17 protein-coding genes are annotated in these 22,197 nt (G+C 70.2%); 6 read left to right on the top strand and 11 right to left on the bottom strand.

The annotated features are described in order from the left end of the window. Nucleotides 1–39: 39 nt before the first annotated feature. Entirely contained in the window at nucleotides 40–1,005 is a 966-nt protein-coding gene (locus AB0O15_RS15410; protein ID WP_364318667.1) for a hypothetical protein, read from the bottom strand. 829 nt (nucleotides 1,006–1,834) lie between these two features. On the opposite strand from AB0O15_RS15410, the gene AB0O15_RS15405 reads away from it, so the two are divergent. Genes AB0O15_RS15405 through AB0O15_RS15395 form a run of 3 tightly spaced genes read left to right on the top strand, consistent with a single transcriptional unit; the run spans nucleotide 1,835 to nucleotide 7,439 of the window. After that, the gene (locus AB0O15_RS15405) at nucleotides 1,835–2,221 is read left to right on the top strand and encodes a toll/interleukin-1 receptor domain-containing protein (protein WP_364318665.1); all 387 of its coding nucleotides are present in this window, start codon (nucleotides 1,835–1,837) and stop codon (nucleotides 2,219–2,221) included. Continuing rightward, on the top strand, nucleotides 2,218–5,226 hold the full coding sequence (locus AB0O15_RS15400; RefSeq protein ID WP_364318663.1) for a HEAT repeat domain-containing protein: 3,009 nt from the start codon (nucleotides 2,218–2,220) through the stop codon (nucleotides 5,224–5,226). The genes AB0O15_RS15405 and AB0O15_RS15400 overlap by 4 nt, the downstream gene beginning before the upstream one ends. Beyond that, nucleotides 5,211–7,439 (top strand): HEAT repeat domain-containing protein, encoded by a 2,229-nt coding sequence (locus tag AB0O15_RS15395; RefSeq protein WP_364318661.1) that lies wholly within the window; start codon nucleotides 5,211–5,213, stop codon nucleotides 7,437–7,439. The genes AB0O15_RS15400 and AB0O15_RS15395 overlap by 16 nt, the downstream gene beginning before the upstream one ends. A 61-nt stretch (nucleotides 7,440–7,500) precedes the next feature. On the opposite strand, the gene AB0O15_RS15390 is transcribed toward AB0O15_RS15395, so the two are convergent. From AB0O15_RS15390 to purN, 5 genes are all read right to left on the bottom strand, one after another. Then, complete coding sequence (locus AB0O15_RS15390; RefSeq protein WP_364318659.1) at nucleotides 7,501–8,715, bottom strand: NADP-dependent isocitrate dehydrogenase; 1,215 nt, start codon at nucleotides 8,713–8,715, stop codon at nucleotides 7,501–7,503. Nucleotides 8,716–8,811: 96 nt separating this feature from the next. Beyond that, nucleotides 8,812–9,762, bottom strand: coding sequence for a malate dehydrogenase (gene mdh / locus AB0O15_RS15385; RefSeq protein WP_364318657.1), 951 nt, complete (start codon nucleotides 9,760–9,762; stop codon nucleotides 8,812–8,814). Nucleotides 9,763–9,809: 47 nt separating this feature from the next. Then, complete coding sequence (locus AB0O15_RS15380) at nucleotides 9,810–10,412, bottom strand: pentapeptide repeat-containing protein (protein WP_364318655.1); 603 nt, start codon at nucleotides 10,410–10,412, stop codon at nucleotides 9,810–9,812. Next, on the bottom strand, nucleotides 10,409–11,965 hold the full coding sequence (gene purH / locus AB0O15_RS15375) for a bifunctional phosphoribosylaminoimidazolecarboxamide formyltransferase/IMP cyclohydrolase (RefSeq protein WP_364318653.1): 1,557 nt from the start codon (nucleotides 11,963–11,965) through the stop codon (nucleotides 10,409–10,411). Before purH ends, AB0O15_RS15380 begins: the two co-directional genes overlap by 4 nt. Continuing rightward, nucleotides 11,962–12,579 (bottom strand): phosphoribosylglycinamide formyltransferase, encoded by a 618-nt coding sequence (gene purN, locus AB0O15_RS15370; RefSeq protein WP_364318652.1) that lies wholly within the window; start codon nucleotides 12,577–12,579, stop codon nucleotides 11,962–11,964. The genes purH and purN overlap by 4 nt, the downstream gene beginning before the upstream one ends. Nucleotides 12,580–12,743: 164 nt before the next feature. On the opposite strand from purN, the gene AB0O15_RS15365 reads away from it, so the two are divergent. Further along, nucleotides 12,744–13,019: a DUF4190 domain-containing protein gene (locus AB0O15_RS15365; protein WP_364318650.1), complete on the top strand. Its 276-nt coding sequence runs from the start codon at nucleotides 12,744–12,746 to the stop codon at nucleotides 13,017–13,019. 46 nt (nucleotides 13,020–13,065) lie between these two features. Here AB0O15_RS15365 and AB0O15_RS15360 read toward each other — a convergent pair whose 3' ends face one another. From AB0O15_RS15360 to AB0O15_RS15345, 4 genes are all read right to left on the bottom strand, one after another. Beyond that, complete coding sequence (locus AB0O15_RS15360; RefSeq protein WP_364318648.1) at nucleotides 13,066–14,421, bottom strand: DUF6350 family protein; 1,356 nt, start codon at nucleotides 14,419–14,421, stop codon at nucleotides 13,066–13,068. Nucleotides 14,422–14,498: 77 nt separating this feature from the next. Then, on the bottom strand, nucleotides 14,499–15,380 hold the full coding sequence (gene sucD, locus AB0O15_RS15355; protein ID WP_364318646.1) for a succinate--CoA ligase subunit alpha: 882 nt from the start codon (nucleotides 15,378–15,380) through the stop codon (nucleotides 14,499–14,501). A 4-nt stretch (nucleotides 15,381–15,384) separates the two neighbouring features. Then, nucleotides 15,385–16,563, bottom strand: coding sequence for an ADP-forming succinate--CoA ligase subunit beta (gene sucC / locus AB0O15_RS15350; protein WP_364318644.1), 1,179 nt, complete (start codon nucleotides 16,561–16,563; stop codon nucleotides 15,385–15,387). A gap of 351 nt (nucleotides 16,564–16,914) precedes the next feature. Next, complete coding sequence (locus tag AB0O15_RS15345) at nucleotides 16,915–17,319, bottom strand: cobalamin B12-binding domain-containing protein (RefSeq protein WP_364318642.1); 405 nt, start codon at nucleotides 17,317–17,319, stop codon at nucleotides 16,915–16,917. A 411-nt stretch (nucleotides 17,320–17,730) separates the two neighbouring features. Between AB0O15_RS15345 and AB0O15_RS15340 the strand changes: the two genes are divergently transcribed. Together AB0O15_RS15340 and AB0O15_RS15335 are read left to right on the top strand one after the other, a co-directional pair. Continuing rightward, nucleotides 17,731–18,432 carry a M23 family metallopeptidase gene (locus AB0O15_RS15340; protein WP_364318640.1) on the top strand — a complete coding sequence of 234 codons (702 nt, stop codon included), beginning with the start codon at nucleotides 17,731–17,733 and terminating at the stop codon, nucleotides 18,430–18,432. Nucleotides 18,433–18,673: 241 nt separating this feature from the next. Continuing rightward, a complete protein-coding gene (locus AB0O15_RS15335; RefSeq protein WP_364318638.1) occupies nucleotides 18,674–19,717 on the top strand; it encodes a M23 family metallopeptidase in 1,044 nt (347 codons plus the stop codon). On the opposite strand, the gene pcrA is transcribed toward AB0O15_RS15335, so the two are convergent. Beyond that, nucleotides 19,714–22,116, bottom strand: coding sequence for a DNA helicase PcrA (gene pcrA, locus AB0O15_RS15330; RefSeq protein ID WP_364318637.1), 2,403 nt, complete (start codon nucleotides 22,114–22,116; stop codon nucleotides 19,714–19,716). The two genes, AB0O15_RS15335 and pcrA, sit on opposite strands and share 4 nt — an antisense overlap. Nucleotides 22,117–22,197: the final 81 nt, after the last annotated feature.

Below are 22,197 nucleotides of genomic sequence, written 5' to 3'. Positions count from 1 at the left end.
CGTGCGTGAGTGGTCCCGCCCGCCGCTGACGCGGCCCGGTCAGATCGTGACGACGTGCCAGGAGGAGCCGACCGCCATCCACATGCGATCGTCACGGGCGGCCACCGCGCGGGGCGCCGATCCAGGCAGGTGGAGCGGCTCGCTGGTGGTGGCCTCGATCGGGCCGTCCGTGACCCGCCCGAAGCGCATCGTCACCTCCCCGTCGTCGTACGTGGCGAAGGCCAGCCGGTCGCCGGCCACCAGCACGGCGAACGCCCAGTGGATCGGATTCCGGCGAACGCATCGCACCCCCGCGCCGTCGATCTCCACCAGCGGGAAGCCGGTGTAGGGGCACGCCCAGGTCCGGGTCGCGCCGACGTTGAGCGAGTAGCAGTCCAGCCACCCGGACCGCGGGCCGTTGCCGTCGTAGGCGGCGAGCCAGGCCGCGGTGCCGTCCCCGGTCCAGCGGATCAGCCCGGGCCTGTCCAACATCGTCCGGAACGGCCGTGCCGGCTCGGCCCGGCCACGCGAACGCGGCGGGCGCTCCGGCAGCGGCACGCAGACCGAGGCCTCGTCGAAGTAGCCGATCCAGATGTCGCCGGCCGCGTCGGTCATCAGGTATTCGATGCCGTCGCCGGCGTGGAAGGTGCCTCGGGTCGAGCCGTCCGCGCCGATCACGCGGGCGTTGCGGGGAATCTGGGCCTCGAGCTCGGCGACCGACTCCGGCGCGGGCCCCTCGGGCATCCGGCAGCGGGCGTCGGCCAGCACGAAGCCGTCGCCCAGCACGTCGACCTTCGGGAAGTGCAGGTCGAGGTCGGGCACGGCGACCTCGGTGACGTCCTTGCCGTCGAGCACGACGATCGTCGCGGTGTAGGGGTCGGGCGCAGGGCCGCGCACCCAGCACCGCGCATCGGGGGCGACGAGGAAGGCGACGATGCGCCCGGCGGCGTCGACCGTGGACGTGGCGACGCGACGGTCCGCGTACCGGGAGGGCAGCGTGCCCCAGAGGCGGGCGTGCGCCGTCATCGGGTGAGGCAAGAAATCATGGCGCCGATGATGACAGACCCACCCGTCACGCGAAACTCGCTTTCACGGCCTGCCCCCTGATCAGGTCGCGGAGGTGGCGGTGCTGTGCTGTGCGCGTACCCCATCAAGGTCTTATCCCAGGTAGACGGCTTGTTCGCGGGTGTCGGCGGCGTCCTGCGAGGGCAGCGTGGCCGCATCGGCCAGGATCCGCTCCAGCAGCGCCACCGGCAGGTGCGGGCCGGCCGCCGCTCGGCGGGAGCGGAGAGGTAGGGCCGGATGTGTGCGCAGCGCCTCGAACTGCTCGTCCGTCCAGACCCGGCGGGCCGGCAGGTCGTACTTGACCTCGGTGAACTGCGCGTCGACGAGCCGGCGCAGCAGACCGGCCGGTATCGCCGGGTTGCGCGCGAGACCACGCAGACGGGCGCGGGCCGGACGGTTGCGGTGGGACCAGTAAGCGTCGTTGGCTCTCAGGAGGCCCTCCTCGATCGACGAGGATTATCCACCGGGAGATTAGGGGGCGGGGGGCCCGGGACAAGGCCCCCCGCAGGGAAGGGACGGCAGGCGCGCGAGGCGCCTACTGGTCGCGCGGGACAGCCAGGGGAACCGATCGGCGCCCGGGACAAGGCAGCCGGACCGGCGGGCGACCCCTCAGCGTCACGACCGTCATCCGTTTCGCAGTAAGAAACGAGAGCCGTACCCCGCGGTTACGACTTCAAACGTGCGTTCTTGACCGAACTCCTGGCTCCCCCCTCGGTGGACATCGCCTCGTATTTCACCAAGAGTGGCTGTACCTTTACGATCCGGCGTCATCGTTATCGAGGGAGCGCCCATGGCGGACGTCTTTGTCAGCTACCGGCAGCCCGACAGCTCCGAGGCGCGCCGATTGGCCGAGGCTCTCCGCGACGCCGGGCATGAGGTCTGGTTCGACAAGTGGCGGATCGACATCGGCGACTCCATCGTGGAGCGCATGTCGTCCGGGCTGGCCGGGACCACCTATCTGGTCCTGTGTTGTTCCAGCTCCGGCGTCGAGTCGCCGTGGATGAGCCGGGAGTGGATGTCCATGCTGGCACGCCAGCTCAACGGGCATCCGGTCAAGATCCTGCCGGTCCGGCTGACCGATGGGGCGGTCCCCGCCATCCTCGCCGATCTGAAGTATGCCGACCTGGGCCGGAACTGGGACGGCGGGGTGAGCCGCCTGCTGGCGGCCATCCGATGACCGTCCCGCCGCGCCGTCGCCCGATCCTGATCGCTCACGCGCAGGGCGACGAGGAGCAGGCCGAACGGCTGGCCGCGCCGCTGGTGGCGGCCGGATACGAGGTGGTGCACTCCGGCACGGTGCTGGTCGGCGAGAGCCTGGTCGCCGAGGCCGGCCGGGTGCTCACCTCGGGCGGCCCGGTCGTGCTGTGTGGCACGGCCCGAGCGGCCGGCAGTCGATGGGCACACCGGCTGGTCCACGCCACCCGCCGCTATTCCGGCGTACGGGTCTTCGGACTGGAGATGGACGAGGAGGCCTACCTCGAGCCGCTGACGCTGGATGCCGCGATCGCCGCCTACTGGCTCGATCCCGGCCGGGCCGTTCAGCAACTGCTGGCCGCGCTGGCCCGGCACTACCCGGTCGACCCCTCGGCCGAGCCGGCCGACGAGGCGGAGGCCCGGGCCGAGGCGGCCTATCGCAACCTGCTCCTGGACGCCTGCGATCTGATCCACCTGACCAACCTGCCGAGCGACCGGCGGACGGCGACCCGGCAACTGATGCTGCGAACCCTGTTCGTGCCGCTCAAGGTCCGGGTCGAACGGGAGGCGGGCGACCCACCGGACGCCGGCGGGCTGACCGCGATCGAACGTCGACGGGCCACTTCCGGTGGCGGGTCGCCGGACAGCGGAAGTCCTGGCTCCGATCGGTCCAGGCCGACCGGCGCCCAATCGGCGTCCCGGGACGTCCCGGTCGGCCCGGGCGCCCGCCTGCGGGTGTCGCGCCGCCTTGTCGTCCTCGGTGATCCCGGCGCCGGCAAGTCCACGATGCTGCGCTGGTTCGCCACGGCCTTCCTGCTCAAGCTGCGCGGCGACCCGGACTGGTCCGACCTGCCGGCCGTGGAGACGCTGCCCGACGAAGACTGGCTACCGGTCCTCGTACGCTGCCGGGATCTCAGCGCGGACCAGCTCAACGGTCCGCTCGCCGACATGCTCACCCATGTGCTGCGGCGGGCCGAACTCCCCGACCACCACGTCGACGTCCTGCGGTCCAGCCTGCTCCGGCGGCTGGCCGACGGCTCGGCGTTGCTTCTGGTCGACGGCCTCGACGAGATCGCCGACGCCACCGCCCGGGCCCGTTTCTGCGAACAGCTCGAACGGATCCACCTCGCCTACCCGGCCGCGCCGGTCATCGTGACCAGCCGGATCGTCGGCTACCGCGAGATGGGCTACCGCATCGGGCGCGGCTTCGAACACGTCACGCTGGCCGAACTCGGCCGCCGCGACAAGGACGACTTCATCCGCCGCTGGTGCGCGCTCAACGAGCCACCGGACCGGCACAAGGCGATCGCCGCCGAGATCAGCAAGGACATCCACGGAACCGACCGCATCGAACGCCTCACCGGGAGCCCGATGCTGCTGACGACGATGGTCCTGGTCAAACGTACGGTCGGGAAGCTGCCGGAGCACCGGGCCGACCTGTACCGGGAAGCGATCAAGGTGCTGCTGAACTGGCGGCCGGAGGTCGACCGGCCGGTTGACGCCCGCGAGGCGGTGCCACAACTCGGCTACATGGCGTACGACATGTCGGTGCGGGGCGCCCAGCAGATCACCGACGACGACCTGATCACTCTGCTGGCTCGGATACGCGACGAATATCCGACGCAGTACTCCGTCGCCCAACGCACTCCGGCCCAGTTCATCCAGCTGATGGAGAACCGCACCGGCCTGTTGACCGAGGCCGGTCGGGTGCACGACGTGCCGGTCTTCGAGTTCCGCCACCTGACGTTCCAGGAGTACCTGGCCGCGCGCGCCTTGGTGAAACGGTGCTTCCCCGGGAAGGACCCGGACCGCGGGCTGGCCGACGACATCGCCGTCCTCGCGACCCGCCTCGACGACCCGGTCCCTTCCGACTCGTCGGCCGACCGCTCCTGGCAGGAGGCCGTGCGACTCGCCGTGACCCTCTGCCCGGACGACGACGTCGACCCGGTGCTGCGGGCTATCCTCGGCCCGGACGACGGCGACCCCGCATCGTCGACACCCCGGACCGTCTTCGCCGCCCGCTGCCTCCAGGACGAGCCGAACGCGGGACCGGACGCGGCCCGGACGGTGCTGCGGCGCCTGGTCCGGACGTTGCCGTTCGACGGTCCGGAACGCGAGATCCATGACGCCGTGCGTTCGCTCGCCAGTTCCCGCTGGTCCGGCGAGCTGGTCAGCCACCTGCTCACCGAGTTCCGCACCCAGAGCGGCAACGCTTCGACCGACCTGGTCGCCCTGATCGGCGAGGTGATCGGCCGTTCCGCACCCAACGCTCCCGACGAGTTGGCGAGCTGGCAGGAAGCACGCATCCAGGACCTGGCGGCCGACGACCGGGAGACGGTGCTCCGGGCGGCGCTGATCATCGGACACCTGACGTTCGGCGACGACCGGGCCGCCGCGCGGCTGCTCGACCTGCTCCACGGCGTCGACGAACTGGCCGTGACGGCCGCGTGGGCGCTCGGCCGGCTCGCGGACAACGCGGAAACGTGTGCCTGGCGGCTGACCGACAACCAGGCCAGGAGCATCCAGCGGACGATCGACCCGGCCGCGATGCCTGCGTCGCGGCTAGTCCTGCTGACCAGGGTGCTCGGTGCACGGCGATGGACCGAGGCGGTCGATCCCCTCGTGAACGCCGCCCGCGACGCCGATCCGCTCGTGCGGGCGGCCGCCGTGCGCCGGCTGGGCACATCCGGGCTGACCTCGGTGATCCCCCATGTCATCGCGCGGCTCGAGGACGAGGTCGCGTCGGTTCGGGCGGCGGCCGCGAGGGCGCTCGCGAGCGTGCCGGCCGACAGCGCGGTCCCACCGCTGATGCGATGTCTGAGCGATGATGATCCGAAGGTACGGTCGGCCGCAGCGGAGATCGCCGAGCGGTTCCCGCGCTCGTCTCCGCCCTCCGCACGAGCGTCGGCGACGCGGCCGGACACATCGCTGAAGCCATCGGTGACCTGGGGAGCAGCGAAGCGGGCACCGCCGTGCTCGACGCGATGAAAACGGCGGACGAGAAGCAGACGTGGCGGTTCATCTCCGCACTGGGCAGTCTCGGCCACACCGACGCCGCGCCGCACCTTCTCGGCCGGCTGTCCGACGATCCCCATGATCACGAATTCTGGCTGAGCTGGACGCTGGGCGAACTCCTCGGAAACCGTGCTTGCGATCAGATCGCGGCGCTGTCCTCGGCCGCGGTGTTGCCCGTACTCGCCCGCTTCGAGGTGGCACTTCCGGCCGAACGATTCCGGAAAGCGCTCGACGACGATGACGCCGACGAGCGGCTGTATGCGCTGAACGCGCTCTCGCTCCTCCACGACGATCAGGCCGTCCAGACCATCGCGGAAGCGGCGGCGGACGACACACCGGCCAATCGCCGCCGAGTGGCCGAGATTCTCGGCAAGTCGATCGACTCCCGGGTCCGGGACCGCCTGCTGTCGTTGGCCGATGATACTGACATGCCGACACGGCTCGCGGCTGTTGAGGGCCTGGGTCGGTATCCCGATCACACCCTGTTCAGCACCCTGCGCCCGATGCTCAAGGAACCGGATCCACGTCTGCGTGTCGGCGTGGCCAGTGCCTTCTACCACCACTTCGACCCACGCCCGGTGGACCCTCTGCTCGACGCGCTGTCCGATCCGGTCGCCGAGGTGCGCGAGGAAGCCGCTCAGTCGCTCGGCAGCCAGCGCGTGAGTAAACCGATCCGGCGGCTCATGCGGCTGCTCGACGATCCCGCCCCGGGTGTCCGATCACGGGCCGCGGGATCGCTCGGCCGGCTGGGCGCCCGATCCTCGCGGAAGCGTCTCATCGAGATGCTGACGGCGGACGACTCAGAGGAACGGCTGTGGGCGACCTACGGCCTCGGTGAGCTGGGCGCCGAGGACACAGCACCCGATCTCATCGATGCCCTCGCTGATCCGGACCCGAACGTCCGCAGATGGGTGGTCTCCGCCTTGAGCAAACTGGGCGCTCAGTCGGCGTTCGAGCCGTTGGTCGCCCGGCTGAACGACCCCAACATCGAGGTCTGTTCGGCGGCGCTGTCCGCTCTGGCCCAAACGCGCGATCAGCGTGCCGGCAACGCGATCGTCGGCCGCCTGACGGATCCCCACAAGGAAATACGCGAAGCCGCTGCCGTGGCGGTCGGGAATCTAGGCGTGGCGACGATAGGGGCCGACCTCGTCCCCCTGCTTCAGGACCCATACTGGCGAATTCGGAGCGCGGCCTGCTGGTCACTGGGCTACTTGGACACCTTCGGAGCCCTTTCGACCCTGCGATCGACCCTGGACGACTCACATCCTCAGGTTCGACGTGCCGCGGCATGGGCTCTGGGCCTTCTCGGCGACACCGAGTCACTCGAGCCACTCCAGCACTTGGCGACCAGTCCGCACGGCGGGGTCAGAGCCAAGGCCGTCGAGGCTCTGGCCCGCATCGCACCCGACGCGACCCGACCACTGCTGATCAGCGCGCTGCGCAACGATCCTCATCCCACCGTGCGCGAGACCGCCGCGTGGGAACTTCGGCTCCGCCCCGGCTCCGATGCTGTCCCCGCCCTGCTCGAACGGCTCAACGACCACTACCTCGACGTGCGAACCTCGGTGGCCATAGCCCTCGGGGGCTCGGGTGACGCCGAGGTGGCCATTCATCTTCGCGAGGGCCTGAACGATCCTTCCCTCCGGATGCGGGGCTCCGTCGCCAACGCCCTCGGACTGCTTGCCGACGGCCGGGCCGCCTTCCGGCTCCGGCAGCTCGCGGATCATGTTGATCCCTGGCTGGCCTCCCGGGTCGCCTGGGCGCTCGGCCGCATGGGTGACCCTCGGCCCTTGCCGCCGCTACGCGCACGCATTGCGAATACCGCAGGCGACGACCGTAGGTCGATAGTTGCCGCGCTGGCGTATTTCGGGGATGACTACGCCCGACGGCTGACCCGCCGTGGCCTACGGCATGCCGCTGTCAGCACACGGCGCGACTGGCTCAGAGCCGCTGCCTGGGCCACACCCGATCTTGTGGATCGAGCCCTGCTCACCAGGGAGGGCGACGGCGACACCCCATATTTCGATCCGGCCGAACTGATCGAAGGGCGCCGGGTGGCGCTGATGGCTCGACGGCTGCATCGTCCGGTCGAGGAGATCCGGGCTCGCTATGCAGCGCTTTCGCGCAAACTGCCGCTGCGGATGCGAGACGACCCACTCACGCGAAAGGCGCGTTCACGGCCTTGAGCGTGAGTGGGTCGCGGTGTGCCACGCGTCGGTCGGCGTTGTGCGTACCCGACAAGGGGTTTCAGGCCAGCGTGCGGGCCAGGTTCTCGTCGAGGGCGTTCATGAACTCGTCGGTGGTGAGCCACGGCGCGGCGCGCGAGATGAGCAGGGCCAGGTCCTTCGTCATCTGACCGCCCTCGACGGTCTCGACGCAGACCCGCTCGAGGGTCTCGGCGAACTCGGTCACCGCGGGGGTCTCGTCGAGGACGCCGCGGTGCTTGAGGCCGCCGGTCCACGCGAAGATCGAGGCGATCGGGTTGGTGCTGGTCTTCTCGCCCTTCTGCCACTGCCGGTAGTGCCGGGTGACCGTGCCGTGCGCCGCCTCGGCCTCGACCGTACGGCCGTCGGGGGTCATCAGGACCGACGTCATCAGGCCGAGCGAGCCGAAGCCCTGGGCGACCGTGTCGGACTGCACGTCGCCGTCGTAGTTCTTGCACGCCCAGACGTAGCCGCCCTCCCACTTCATCGCGGCGGCCACCATGTCGTCGATCAGGCGGTGCTCGTAGGTCAGGCCGGCCTCGCGGAACTGGTCGGCGAACTCGGTCTCGAAGATCTCCGCGAACAGGTCCTTGAAGCGCCCGTCGTACGCCTTCAGGATCGTGTTCTTGGTCGACAGGTAGACCGGGTAGTTGCGGGCCAGGCCGTAGCGGAACGAGGCGCGCGCGAAGTCGCGGATCGACTCGTCGAAGTTGTACATGCCCATGCCGATGCCGCCGGCCGGGAAGTCGGCGACGAGGAACTCCATCGGCTCGGAGCCGTCCTCGGGCGTGAACGTCATGGTGAACTTGCCGGCCTTGGGCGCCACGAAGTCGGTCGCCTTGTACTGGTCGCCGTGGGCGTGGCGGCCGATGATGATCGGCTTGGTCCAGCCCGGCACCAGCCGCGGCACGTTCGACATGATGATCGGCTCGCGGAACACGACGCCGCCGAGGATGTTGCGGATCGTGCCGTTGGGCGACCGCCACATCTTCTTGAGGCCGAACTCGGCGACCCGCGCCTCGTCGGGCGTGATGGTCGCGCACTTGACGCCGACGCCGTGCTGCTTGATGGCGTTGGCGGCGTCGATGGTGACCTGGTCGTCGGTCTCGTCCCGGTGCTGGATCGACAGGTCGTAGTACTCGAGCGGGACGTCGAGGTAGGGCAGGATCAGCTGCTCCCGGATCTGCTTCCAGATGATCCGGGTCATCTCGTCGCCGTCGAGCTCCACCACCGGGTTGTTGACCTTGATCTTCGCCATCGGCCGGCGCTCCCTTCCCGCGATTCACGTCTAAGCAGTACGAGCGTACTGGATGAGGGGCCGCCGCGCCGACGGCCCCGGTCACACCAGGCGGAATCAGAGGTTGGCGACGTCCGCCTGCTTGGCCCGGACCGCCTCGGCGGCCTCCTTCAAGCCGGCCACCTCGGAGTCGGTGAGGTCGGTCTCGACGACCTTCCTCAGACCGGTCGCGCCGATCTCGGCCAGCACGCCCAGGTAGACGCCGTTGATGCCGTACTCGCCGTCGACCCAGGCGCAGACCGGCATGACCGCGCCGCTGTCCTCGGCCACGGCCTTGGCCATGCGGGCCGCCGCGGCGGACGGCGCGTAGTAGGCCGAACCGGTCTTGAGCAGGGCGACCACCTCGGCGCCGCCGTTGCGGGTCTTGGTGACCAGCTCCTCGATCTTCTCGGCCGGCAGCAGCTCGGACAGCGGCTTGCCGTTGACCGTGCACTTGGACGGCACCGGCACCATCGTGTCGCCGTGCGAGCCCAGGGTGAGCGCCTCGACGCTCCTCACCGGCACCGCGAGGGTCTCGGCGATGAAGTTGGTGAACCGGGCGGTGTCGAGCACGCCGGCCTGGCCGAAGACGCGGTTGCGCGGGAACTGGGTGGCGATCTGGGCCAGCGCGGTCATCTCGTCGACCGGGTTGGAGACGATGATCACGACGGCGTTCGGGGCGTACTTGGCGATGTTCTCCGCGACCTGGCGGACGATCTTGGCGTTGACCTCGAGCAGGTCCATGCGGCTCATGCCCGGCTTGCGGGGCAGGCCGGCGGTCACCACGACCACGTCGGAGCCCTCGATGGCCTCGTAGCCCTCGCCGTTGGGGCCGGTGGTGGCGCCGATCACCTTGGTCTCGAAGCCCTCGACCGCGCGGGACTGGTTGAGGTCGAGCGCGATGCCGGCCGGCTTGCCGTCGATGATGTCGGTGAGCACCACGGTGTCGAAGATGTCGTACTCGGCCAGTCGCTGTGCGGTCGTGGACCCGTAGAAGCCGGCGCCTACGACAGTGACCTTCTTGCCCATGCTTTCACTCCCAGTCATCTTTTTCGCCGAACGTATCAGCCGTGAAATCAGCCTGAGACCACGGCTCCGTAGGCCGAGGCGAACAACACCGCCTGAGCCAGGTCGATCTTCGCGCCGGTGAGGTCGACGCCCTTGAGCGCGACCCCGTCGAGGTTCGCGCCCCGCAGGTCGGCGCCTTTCAGCACAACATCCTTGAGTTGCACGCTGCTCAGATCGGCGCCGCTGAGGTCGGCCCGGGTCAGGTCGGCGCCGGTCAGGTCGGCCTCGCGCAGCCGCAGGCCGGCCAGTTTGACCGCGGTCAGGTTCTGGCCGCGGAGCCCGGTGAACCCCCAGTCGCCGCCGTCGACGGTGAGCGGGCGCAGCGAGCAGTCCAGGAACTGGGTGCCGGTCAGCTTGCAGTCGGTGAACGTGGCGTCGAAGAACGAGCACCGGGTGATCGTCGAGCGCAGGATCGCGGTCCGCACGAAGGTGGCCGCGTTGAACCGGACGTTCCCGAACTGGCAGTGGGTAAACGTGCAGGCGGTCAGCGTCGACTCGGACCAGTCGATGTCGTGGAACGCGCAGTCCTCATAGTGCACCCGGCTCTCGTCGGCGAGAGCCCAGTCCTTCCCGCGGAAGGTCTCGTTGTGCACTACCTGGTCGGAGCTCATCCGTGGAAGAAGTGCCGCGTTCCGGTGAAGTAGACGGTGACGCCGGCCTTCTCGGCCGCCTCGATGACCAGGTTGTCGCGAATGGACCCGCCCGGCTGGACGACCGCCTTCACGCGCGCGGCCAGCAGCACCTCGAGCCCGTCCGGGAACGGGAAGAACGCGTCCGACGCGGCCACCGAATTCGCGGCCCGCTCGGCGCCCGCCCGGGAGACCGCGAGGTGGGCCGCGTCGACCCGGTTGACCTGACCCATCCCGACACCGACGGTGGCGCCGTCGTGCGCGAGCAGGATCGCGTTGCTCTTCACGCTGCGGATCGCCCGCCAGGCGAAGGCCAGGTCGGCGAGCACGTCGGCGGAAGCCGCGGCCCCGGTGGCCAGCGTCCAGTTCGCCGGATCGTCGCCGGTGGCGTCGATCCGGTCGGCCATCTGCACCAGCACGCCGCCGCCGATCTGCTTCATCTCGGCCGGCGCGGGCGCCCACGGCGGCGCGACCAGCACCCGCAGGTTCTTCTTCTCACGCAGCAGTTCCAGCGCGGCCGGCGCGAACGACGGCGCCACGATCACCTCGGTGAAGATGTCGGCGATCTGCTCGGCCAGCGCGACGGTCACCTCACGGTTGACCGCGATCACGCCGCCGAACGCCGACACCGGGTCACAGGCGTGCGCCTTGCGGTGCGCCTCGGCCACGTCCGACCCGATCGCGATGCCGCACGGGTTGGCGTGCTTGATGATCGCCACGCAGGGGTCGGTGAAGTCGTTGGCGCTGCGCCAGGCCGCGTCGGCGTCGACGTAGTTGTTGTAGGACATCTCCTTGCCGTGCAGCTGCTCGGCCTGCGCCAGCCCGAGCGGCGCGGCCGGGTCGACGTAGAGCGCGGCCTGCTGGTGCGGGTTCTCGCCGTAGCGCAGCGCGGTCTCCCGCTTCAGCGCGAGGCCGGCGAACTCCGGCCACTCGTCCGGCGCGAGCACGGTGGCGCACCAGTTGGCCACCGCCACGTCGTACTCGGCGATCTCGGCGAAGGCGCGGGCCGCGAGGTGCTTGCGCTGCGTCAGCGTGAATCCGCCCTCGTCGAGGGCCTGACCGATCAGCGGGTACGCCGAGGGCGAGGTCACCACGGCCACACTCGGGTGGTTCTTGGCCGCCGCGCGCACCATGGCCGGGCCGCCGATGTCGATCTGCTCGACGCACTCGTCCTCGCTCGCGCCGGAGGCGACCGTCCGCGTGAACGGGTACAGGTTGCTGACCAGCAGGTCGAACGGCTCGATGTCGAGCTCGGCCAGCTGCCGCTCGTGGTCGGGCCGCCGCAGGTCGGCGAGCAGGCCGGCGTGCACCCGCGGGTGCAGCGTCTTGACCCGGCCGTCCAGGCACTCGGGGAACCCGGTCAGCTCCTCGACCCGGGTGACCGGCACGCCGGCCGCCTCGATCTTCCCGGCCGTGGAGCCGGTCGAGACGATCTGCACGCCGGCGCCGTGCAGCGACTGCGCGAGCTCGACGAGACCCGTCTTGTCGTAGACGCTCAGCAGTGCCCGCTTGATCGGACGACGGCCGTCAATCATGGAATCCGTACCTTTCGGTCCAAGATGGTCCACCCTTCACGCGTCAGCCGGCCGACCTGCTCGACCAGCTGGGCGCGTTCGGCGACCTTGATGCGTTCGCTCAGCGTCTCTTCCGTGTCGTCGTCGAGCACGGGGACGCTGACCTGGGCGATGATCGGCCCGGTGTCGACGCCGGCGTCGACGAAGAACAGGGTGGCGCCGGTGACCTTCACGCCGTAGGCGAGCGCGTCACGCGGGCCGTGGATGCCCGGGAAGGACGGCAGCAACGCGTTGTGCGTGTTGACGTACCGGTCGCCGAACGCGGCCAGGAACTCCGGCCCGACCAGCTTGAGGAAGCCGGCCGAGATGACCAGGTCGGGCTTGTGCTCGGCGACCAGCACGGTCAGCGCGGCGTCCCAGTCGGCCCGGGTGGCGAACTCCTTGAGCTTCGCCACGAAGGTGGGCACACCGGCCGCGGCGGCGCGGTCGAGCCCGGCGATGCCGTCACGATCGGCGCCGACGGCGACCACCCTCGCTCCGTACGCCGGATCGGCGGAAGCGTCGAGCAGGGCCTGGAGGTTGCTGCCGGAGCCGGAGACGAGGACGACCAGGCGGGCGGGCGCGGGGTCAGTCACCTGAGCACCCTATCTCCCGGCCGGTCGGCCTCCCTTCGGGGCACCCTTCGCGACACTTCCGAACCGGGTCCACCAGCGGACACCACAAACCGCTGATCATCGGTTACGCTGCCCGTCTCTTTCATCATGTTCACAGCGAACAGCAAGCACGGAGGATAAGAAACGTGACGCCACCCCCTTACTACGGACAGCAGCCGCCGGCCGCGAGCGGTAACGACAAGGTGACGCTGTGGGGCGTCCTCGGCATCGTCTTCGCGTTCCTGTGCACGCCGCTGGGCATTGTCTTCGCCATCCTGTGCCTGGTCGAGGCGCGGAAGGTCGGCAAGCCGCCGACACTGGCCTACGTGACCTTCGGCATCGTCGCCCTCGGCATCATCCTGAACATCATCCTGTTCGCGACCGGTGCTCTTTCCGGCATGTTCGGCGGCACCACCACCTGACGACACGCGTCAAGCGAAACGCCTCGGCCGCCGGCCGGGGCGTTTCCTATTTCTTGAGCAGCGTACGAGTGGCCGCAGCGCCGATTCCGGCGGATACCGCGATCACCGCGGCCGCCAGGGCGCCGACCAGCCACGGGTTGGGGCCGATCTGAGCCAGCCGGCCACCGCCCAGCGACCCGTTGGAGAACCAGGCCAGCAGGCCCATCAGCAGGCCACCGGCCGGACCGGCGAGGACCGCCGAACCCAGCACCAGCCCCAGGCCCGGCTCGTCCGGCTCGTCGCGGCGCAGCCGGGTGGTCAGCATCACGCCGGCGCAGGCCCCGGCCAGCACCGGGACGGCGAGCAGCAGCACACCGACGCCGCCCATCGGCCCGGCGGGCAGCCCGGCCAGCAGCGGCAGCGTGGGCAACGGGCCGACGGTGACCTCGGTCAGGCTCACCCCGGCGCCGGCGCCCAGCGAGAAGCCCGGGCCCAGCAGGTAGGCGGTCGCCCAGATCACGGCGTTGGCGCCGTAGGCCAGGCTGACCAGGGTGATGCCGGCCTGCCCGGCCACCCCGGTGCGGTAGGCGGCGATCATGTCGGCCGCCTCGCCGCCGCCGACCGCCACCGACAGCCCGGTGAACGCGGCGCCGGCGGCCAGCAGGAACAGCGTCGCCACCACGCCGGTACGCAACCCGTGCCGCACCGGTCTGGGCAGCGAGCCGGCCAGCACCACCACGGCGTCGGTGCCGCGCAGCGAGCCGATCAGGGCCGCCGCCGTGCCGATCAGGAACAGCTGCCCGGCCGCGCGTACCGGGCTGACCTCGAGGCCCGGCCCGCTGAGCAGCATCGCGGCGAGCGCGCCGAAGACCGCGTACCAGAGGCCGACCGTGCCGGCGACCAGGAACGCCGCCCGGGGCGAGCCGCTGCGGCGGGCGCCGATGGCCCGGGTCACGTGCAGCCCGGCCCGGTTCAGCCGCCAGGCGGCGAGCAGGGTGATCAGCAGCGGCGCCAGCGACACCGGGCCGATCGCGGTGCCCAGCGGCACGCCGTGCCCGAGCAGCCACGCCGCCAGCCCGCCGGCCGCCGCGCCGCCCAGCCCGCCCGCGCCCTCGAAGGTGCGGGACAGGCCGACGATCGCGGCCACCGGCAGGTAGCAGAGCAGGGCCGCCCAGAGCGTGGCGAAGCCGGCCGCGACCGGAAGCGGCGCGCCCCGGCGGCCCCGGGGGCGGCGCTGGGCGGGAACCTTGACGGTCGGGTGGTTGGCGCGGTCGAGCGGCACGGTCGGCCGCGCCCCGGTGTCGACCACCCGGGTCTTGTGGTCGGCCAGATCGACCCGGACGGTCTCGCGGGCGGCGTCGTGCGCCGCCCCGGTGGCCGTGGAAGCCATCGAGTCGTCGGTCTGATCGGGCGTGTCTGGCATTGCCGCCTACTTTAGGCAGAAACGTCGACGCGCCGCCCCTTCTATCGGGACGGCGCGTCGTCGTGCGTACGCGAAAGTCAGCTCATGATCTCGCGCATCAGCCGCGCGGTCTCGCTCGGCGTCTTGCCGACCTTGACCCCCGCGGCCTCCAGCGCGACCTTCTTGGCGTCCGCGGTGCCGGCCGAGCCGGAGATGATCGCGCCGGCGTGGCCCATGGTCTTGCCGGGCGGCGCGGTGAAGCCGGCGATGTAGCCGACCACCGGCTTGGTGACGTTGGCCTTGATGAAGTCGGCCGCCCGCTCCTCGGCGTCGCCGCCGATCTCACCGATCATCACGATCGCGTCGGTCTCCGGGTCGTCCTGGAAGGCCTTGAGCGCGTCGATGTGGGTGGTGCCGATGACCGGGTCGCCGCCGATGCCGACGCAGGTGGAGAAGCCGATGTCCCGCAGCTCGTACATGAGCTGGTAGGTCAGCGTTCCGGACTTGGAGACCAGCCCGATCCGGCCGGCCGGGGTGATGTCGGCCGGGATGATGCCGGCGTTGGAGGAGCCCGGCGACGCGATGCCGGGGCAGTTCGGCCCGATGATCCGGGTCCGCTCGCCCTTGGCGATGTTGTACGCCCAGGCGGCCGCCGAATCCTGCACCGGCACACCCTCGGTGATCACCACGGCCAGCGGGATCTCGGCGTCGATCGCCTCGACGATGGCGGCCTTGGTGAACGCCGGCGGCACGAAGATGACCGACACGTCGGCGCCGGTCTCCTTGATCGCCTCGGAGACGGACGCGAACACCGGCAGCGACGTGCCGTCGAAGTCAACGCTGGTGCCCGCCTTGCGCGGGTTGACGCCGCCCACGACGTTGGTGCCGGCGGCGAGCATCCGGCGGGTGTGCTTGGAACCCTCGGAGCCGGTCATGCCCTGGACGATGACCTTGGAGTCCTTGGTGAGCCAGATAGCCATTACGTCACTTCCCCGCAGCCGCGAGCTCGGCGGCGCGTTCGGCCGCTCCGTCCATCGTGTCCACCCGCTCGACCAGCGGGTTGTTGGCGCCGTCCAGGATCGCGCGCCCGGCCTCGGCGTTGTTGCCGTCGAGCCGGACCACCAGCGGCTTGGTGACCTGCTCGCCGCGCTCGCCGAGCAGGGCCAGGGCCTGGATGATGCCGTTGGCCACCTCGTCGCAGGCGGTGATGCCGCCGAAGACGTTGACGAACACCGACTTCACCGACGGGTCGGAGAGCACCACCTCGAGGCCGTTGGCCATCACCTGGGCGCTGGCCCCGCCGCCGATGTCGAGGAAGTTGGCCGGCTTCACGCCGCCGTGCGCCTCGCCCGCGTACGCCACCACGTCGAGCGTGGACATGACCAGGCCGGCGCCGTTGCCGATGATGCCGACCTCGCCGTCCAGCTTCACGTAGTTCAGGTTCTTGGCCTTGGCCGCCTGCTCCAGCGGGTCGACCGCGGACTGGTCGACCAGCGCCTCGTGGTCGGGGTGCCGGAACCCGGCGTTCTCGTCCAGCGTGACCTTGGCGTCCAGGCACAGCACCCGGCCGTCGCCCACCTTGGCCAGCGGGTTGACCTCGACCAGCAGCGCGTCCTCGGCCACGAAGGCGGCCCACAGCTTCACCGCGATGTCGACGACGTGCTCGGCCACCTCGGCCGGGAACTTGGCCTGGGCCACGATCTCGCGCGCCTTGGCCTCGTCCACACCGAGATTCGCGTCGATCGCGACCTTGGCCACCCGGTCCGGCTGCTCCTCGGCGACCTGCTCGATCTCCATGCCGCCGGCCACGCTGGCGATGCACAGGAAGGTGCGGTTGGCCCGGTCGAGCAGGTAGGAGAAGTAGTACTCCTCCTTGATGTCCGCGGTCTCGGCCAGCATCACCTTGTTGACGGTGTGGCCCTTGATGTCCATCCCGAGGATGTCGGTGGCGCGGGCCTCCGCCTCGTCCGCCCCGTCGGCCAGCTTCACGCCGCCGGCCTTGCCGCGGCCACCGACCTTCACCTGGGCCTTCACGACCACCTTGCCGCCGAGACGCTCGGCGATGGCGCGCGCCTCCTGCGGGGTCTCTGCGACGCCGCCGCCCAGCACGGGCAGGCCGTGCCGTTCGAACAGGTCACGCCCCTGATACTCGAACAGGTCCACGTGTCTCCTTCCGTCCCGGTTCCGGGCCGCCTCACGTGGAGATTAGCCACCCGGCCGAGGGCCGCACCCGCGCGGGTGCGAGCTGTGCGAGATGGCACACCGATGACCCGTACGGGAACTTCGCCGGACTCGCGTAACCCCCGGTCAAGGGCGTCGTTGAGAGTGATGTCGGAGCGCTGAGCGAACCGGCGAGAACGGCCGATGCCCTGTCGGTCGAGGGGTGGCGGCGGGGCATCGTGCATAGAGAGGCCGGACGTGTGAGGGGTGCGTCCGGCCTCTCACCTTTTAGGCTCTGCCTTTAGTCAGGCATGGGTGGTGGTGGGGGCTGAGGACGGCTATTTACGCTGGTCATCACGCCACCGGCGTCGCCACATTGGCGCGAACCCATTCGATGATGGATGCGGTGGTCGCGCCCGGTGTGAATATCTGAGCGACGCCGAGTTTCCGCAATTCCGCGATGTCGTCCTCGGGAATGATGCCGCCGCCGAACACGACAATGTCGGCTGCGTCACGTTCCGCCAATAGCTCCATCACTCTGCGGAACAGCGTCATGTGCGCCCCGGAGAGCACGGAAAGGCCGATGCAGTCGGCGTCCTCCTGGATCGCGGTCTCCACAATCTGCTCCGGGGTCTGATGGAGCCCGGTGTAGACGACTTCCATGCCGGCGTCACGCAGAGCACGCGCCACCACCTTGGCCCCGCGGTCGTGGCCATCCAGCCCCGGTTTGGCCACCACGACCCTGATCCGTGCCTGCATCCTCGACCCCTCCTCGACGAACGGCCCCGGTCGGACTCACCTTAACGAACGGTAACCCCCCAAGGGGGTACGGAGTAAGCATGTCGGCCGAGCACCGACGGTGTCCGTACGTGTTTGATACATCACTCCGCGCACGTGCCAATGTATTTATGGAATTCGTGGGCGGAACGTGACGACACGCTGGCAGCGTGTCGCTAGGAAGGCTACGAATCCGGACATTCACTGCGCAAGGCCGTTCCGGAACTGTCAGGGAATTGGCGGTGCGACTTGTGACACGGACGCTGCTTCGTTACCGTGGCCCACGGCTGTCAACCGGATAACCCCCGGAAGACGCCCGGCCAACCCGGATTCCCGCCCCTAGGGGTAGAACCGAGAGCCGGTCCTTATATGGGTGTCGACGGAGGATCGTACGTGCGTCAGCGCTTGTCATCCGAGCCCGATCGCTATCGCGGTCGCCGACGCGTACCCACACCTCCGCGCAGCCGTTACGCGGTTGTCGGAACGGCCGCTTTCGTCGGCGCCAGCGTCGTCGCCCTGGGCGCCTCGAACCTGCCCGACACCAAGGACGTCAGCCCCGCCGTTCTGCACAACCTCGACTCGGCGAAGATCTCCCAGGACATCGAGGCCCGCAACAACGACAAGGCCGACCGCTCCGACCGCGACGACGAGGTCACGACGCTCGCCGACGCCGAGGCCAACGCCTGGGTCCTGCCGCTCGAAGACTTCCAGTTCACCGCGCCGTTCGGCATGCGGCTGGGCAAGCTTCACTCCGGCATCGACCTGGCCGCCGGCGAGGGCATCCCCTACAAGGCAGTGCACGGCGGCACCATCACCAAGGCGGGCTGGGACGGCGGGTACGGCTTCGCCGTCACGGTGAAGCACGACGACGGCACCGAGGCGGTCTACGCCCACTCCCGTCGCCTGCTGGTCAAGACCGGCGACAAGGTGAAGGCCGGGCAGGTGCTCGGCCAGGTCGGCAACACCGGTTACTCGTACGGCACCCACCTGCACCTCGAGATCCACGAGGGCGGCCAGCCCGTCGACCCGATCCCGTTCCTCCGCGAGCGGGGCGTCGACGTGAAGCTCGAGATCCAGTCGATCTACTCCTCCTGATCGCACCGCTCCACCCCCTTCCGCCACACCCTGACTGACGCCGCGTACTGACGTACGTTCACGGTCTTGCCCGTTCAGACCCACCCAAACGTCCCTCCCGCCACATTGACCCCTTCGGGGGTCAGGTCGGTTGCAGCTGAGTTGGATGTCGGGCGTCACCCTCGATTCGGCTTCATGGTCCCGCGGCCCTGCCGACTGCTCAGGTGTCGGACTGTCGTGGATCTCTGGAGGGTCGCCCGTCGTGCAGCTTCATGCCGTTACCGCCACCGCCGTGGACAACCACTCCGATGACGCCGGCATGCGGGCCTACCTGGACCTGCTGGCCTCGGCCGCGCCCCTGACCCCGGCTTCCCCCGCGTCGGCCTCCAACGCCGAGCTGGCCTACCTCGACCTGCTCGCCTCGGCCGCGCCCCTGACCCCGGCCGACCTGCTTCCCCGGGTCGCGACCACCGTGCGCCCGGCGCGCTCCTTCTCCCTCACCGCCCCGGCCCTGCTCGGCGAACGCGGCCGGCACGCGATCGTGGCCGCCGCCCTGGCTATCGGTGTGGGCGTGGCCGGCCTGGGCGTCGGTGTCGCCGCCGTAGCCTCACCCAGCCGCGCCGACGGCACCGTGATGGCCGAGCCGGTGCGGCGCAAGGCCGCCACCGAGCAACCCGCCGCCGACCCGGCCACCGACCTGCCCGGCACCGCCGCGCACAACGCGATCGAGGAGGACCTCGCCGTCCGCGACGCGGTCACCCCCACCGAGGACCTGCTCTCCGACGCCCCGCAGCGGTCGTCCGCCCCCGCCCTGCGCAAGCCGAAGCCGCTGCCCAAGCCGAAGCCGGTCGTGGTCACCGTCACCGCCGCCGCGTGGGTGAACCCGCTGCCCGAGGCCTCCGTGACCTCCTGCTTCGGCCAGCGCTGGGGCCGCCTGCACGCGGGCGTGGACCTGGCCGCCCCGCACGGCACCCGCATCCGCGCGGCCGGCGCCGGCGTCGTCGTCGCCGCCGGCGAGGAGGGCGGCTACGGCAACGCGGTGCTGATCGACCACGGCAACGGGTTCCTCACCCACTACGGGCACATGTCCGCGATCACGGTCACGGTCGGCCAGCAGGTGAAGGCCGCCGAGGAGATCGGCCTCGAGGGCTCCACCGGCCACTCGACCGGACCGCACCTGCACTTCGAGGTGCACCAGGGCCACTACAAGAACCCGATCGAGCCCACCGCCTGGATGCGCGCCCACGGCGTGGACATCCCCGGGTGCAGCGAGACCACCGCCTCCGCCGACACCCACGACCACTAGAGCTTTTCGATGGGGGCGTGGCGCAGGATCAGCCACATCACCTGGTCGCCGAAGTCGACCTGCGCCCGCGCCCCCGGCCCGTGCCCCTCGACGACGAGCACCCGGCCCAGCCCGTACCGCTGATGGTTGACCCGGTCGCCGGCCTCGACCTTGGGCGCCTGCGGCAGATCGCTCGCCGTGGCCAGCTTGCTGCCGTCGATGCCGAGCCGTTCGGCGAGGCGCTGCGCTTTCGGCGTACCCCCGGAGAAGCCCCCGCCGCGCGACCGGTCTCCCCCACCGCGGCCACCCACCCCGCCGCCCGTGCCCGACCAGGACGTATACGACGACCCGGTGCGTTCCCACCGGACCAGCTCGGTCGGCAGCTCGTCGGTGAACCGGGACGGCGGGTTGTACTGCGGCTGCCCCCACGCCGACCGGGTGACCGCCCGGGACAGGTAGAGCCGCTGCCGCGCGCGGGTGATCCCCACGTACGCCAGCCGGCGCTCTTCCTCGAGCTCGGTGTTGTCGCTCATCGCCCGCATGTGCGGGAAGACGCCGTCTTCCAGCCCGGTCAGGAACACCACCGGGAACTCCAGCCCCTTGGCCGTGTGCAGCGTCATCAGCGTGACCACGCCCTGGTGGTCGGGGTCGTCGTCGGGCAGCTGGTCGGCGTCGGCGACCAGCGCCACCTGCTCGAGGAAGCCCTCCAGCGTCGCCCGCTGCGGCTCGTCCTCGTCGGCCTGCGCCTCGACGCGTTCGGTGTATTCCCGCGCCACGCTGACCAGTTCCTGCAGGTTCTCCACCCGGCCCTGGTCCTGCGGGTCGATGCTCTCCTCGAGCTCGGCGAGCATCCCGGAGCGCTGGAGCACCGCCTCGAGCACCTCTTCGGGCGGCGCGGTGCGGGCCATCTCGCGCAGGTCGGCGAGCACCTGCACGAAGTCGAGGATGCTGTTCACCGAGCGGTTGGCGATGCCCGGCGCCTCGCGGGCCCGGCGCAGCGCCTGCCCGAACGAGATGCGTTCCCGTGACGACAGCGCCTCGACGCACGCCTCGGCCCGCTCACCGATGCCGCGCTTGGGCGTGTTGAGCACCCGGCGGATGCTGACCGTGTCGTCGTCGTTGGCGATCGCCCGCAGGTAGCCCAGCGCGTCGCGGACCTCTTTGCGCTCGTAGAAGCGCACGCCACCGACCACTTTGTACGGCAGGCCGACCCGGATGAACACCTCTTCGAAGACCCGGGACTGATTGTTGGTGCGGTAGAAGACGGCCACGTCGCCGGGGCGCACGTCGTCCTTGTCGTGCAGCCGGTCGATCTCGCGGGCCACCCAGTCGGCCTCGGCGTGTTCGGTGTCGGCGACGTACCCGACGATCTGCTCGCCCGCCCCCTGGTCGCTCCACAGCCGCTTGGGTTTGCGGGAGGTGTTGCGGTCGATCACCGCGTTGGCCGCCGACAGGATGGTCTGCGTCGAGCGGTAGTTCTGTTCCAGCAGGATGGTGCGCGCGTCGGGGTAGTCGCGCTCGAACTCGAGGATGTTGCGGATGGTGGCGCCGCGGAAGGCGTAGATCGACTGGTCCGCGTCGCCGACCACGCACAGCTCGCCCGGCGGCAGCTCCGGCGTGCCCGGGCCGACCAGCTCCTTGACCAGCGTGTATTGCGCGTGGTTGGTGTCCTGGTATTCGTCCACCAGCACGTGCCGGAAGCGGCGGCGGTAGGCCTCGGCCACATGCGGGTGGGACTGGAGCAGGTGGACCGTGGTCATGATGATGTCGTCGAAGTCGAGCGCGTGCGCCTCTTTGAGGCGGCGCTGATAGAGCACATACGCCTCGGCGACCGCCCGCTCGTTCGGCCCCTTGGCCCGGTCGGCGAACTCCTCGGGCTCGACCAGCTCGTTCTTCAGGTTCGACACCTGCGCGGCCAGGCCACGGGCCGGGTATTTCTTCGGGTCGAGGTCGAGCTCGCGGGCGACCAGCGTCATCAGCCGGCGCGAGTCGTCGGCGTCGTAGATGGAGAAGGTGCTCTTCAACCCGGCGTGATCGTGTTCGGCCCGCAGGATGCGCACGCAGGCCGAGTGGAACGTGGACACCCACATCAGCCGGGCCCGCGGCCCGACCAGCGCGGCCACCCGCTCCTTCATCTCACCGGCGGCCTTGTTGGTGAACGTGATCGCGATGATCTCGCCGGGATGGGCGTCGCGCTCGCCCAGCAGATAGGCGATGCGGTGGGTGAGCACCCGCGTCTTGCCCGACCCGGCGCCGGCCACGATGAGCAGCGGCGACCCGGCATGGGTGACCGCGTCGCGTTGGGGGCCGTTGAGGCCGTCGAGCAGCGCGGCGGAGTCGAATCGGCGGGCGGGCTTCCGCTCCTGCTTCACGGGCGGGGCACCGAAGGGCAGCTGGGGGTTTTCCGGGATCGTTCGCATGACGGCGTGAAGTCTATGCCCGGCCTACGACAACTTCCCGGGCCTGTGGACAACCGTTTTGTCATCCACAAGAGGTAGCGG

The sequence above is a fragment of the Actinoplanes sp. NPDC089786 genome, assembly GCF_040684855.1.
Taxonomy (GTDB): Bacteria; Actinomycetota; Actinomycetes; order Mycobacteriales; family Micromonosporaceae; genus Actinoplanes.
This window is presented reverse-complemented; position numbering and strand designations above follow the sequence as displayed.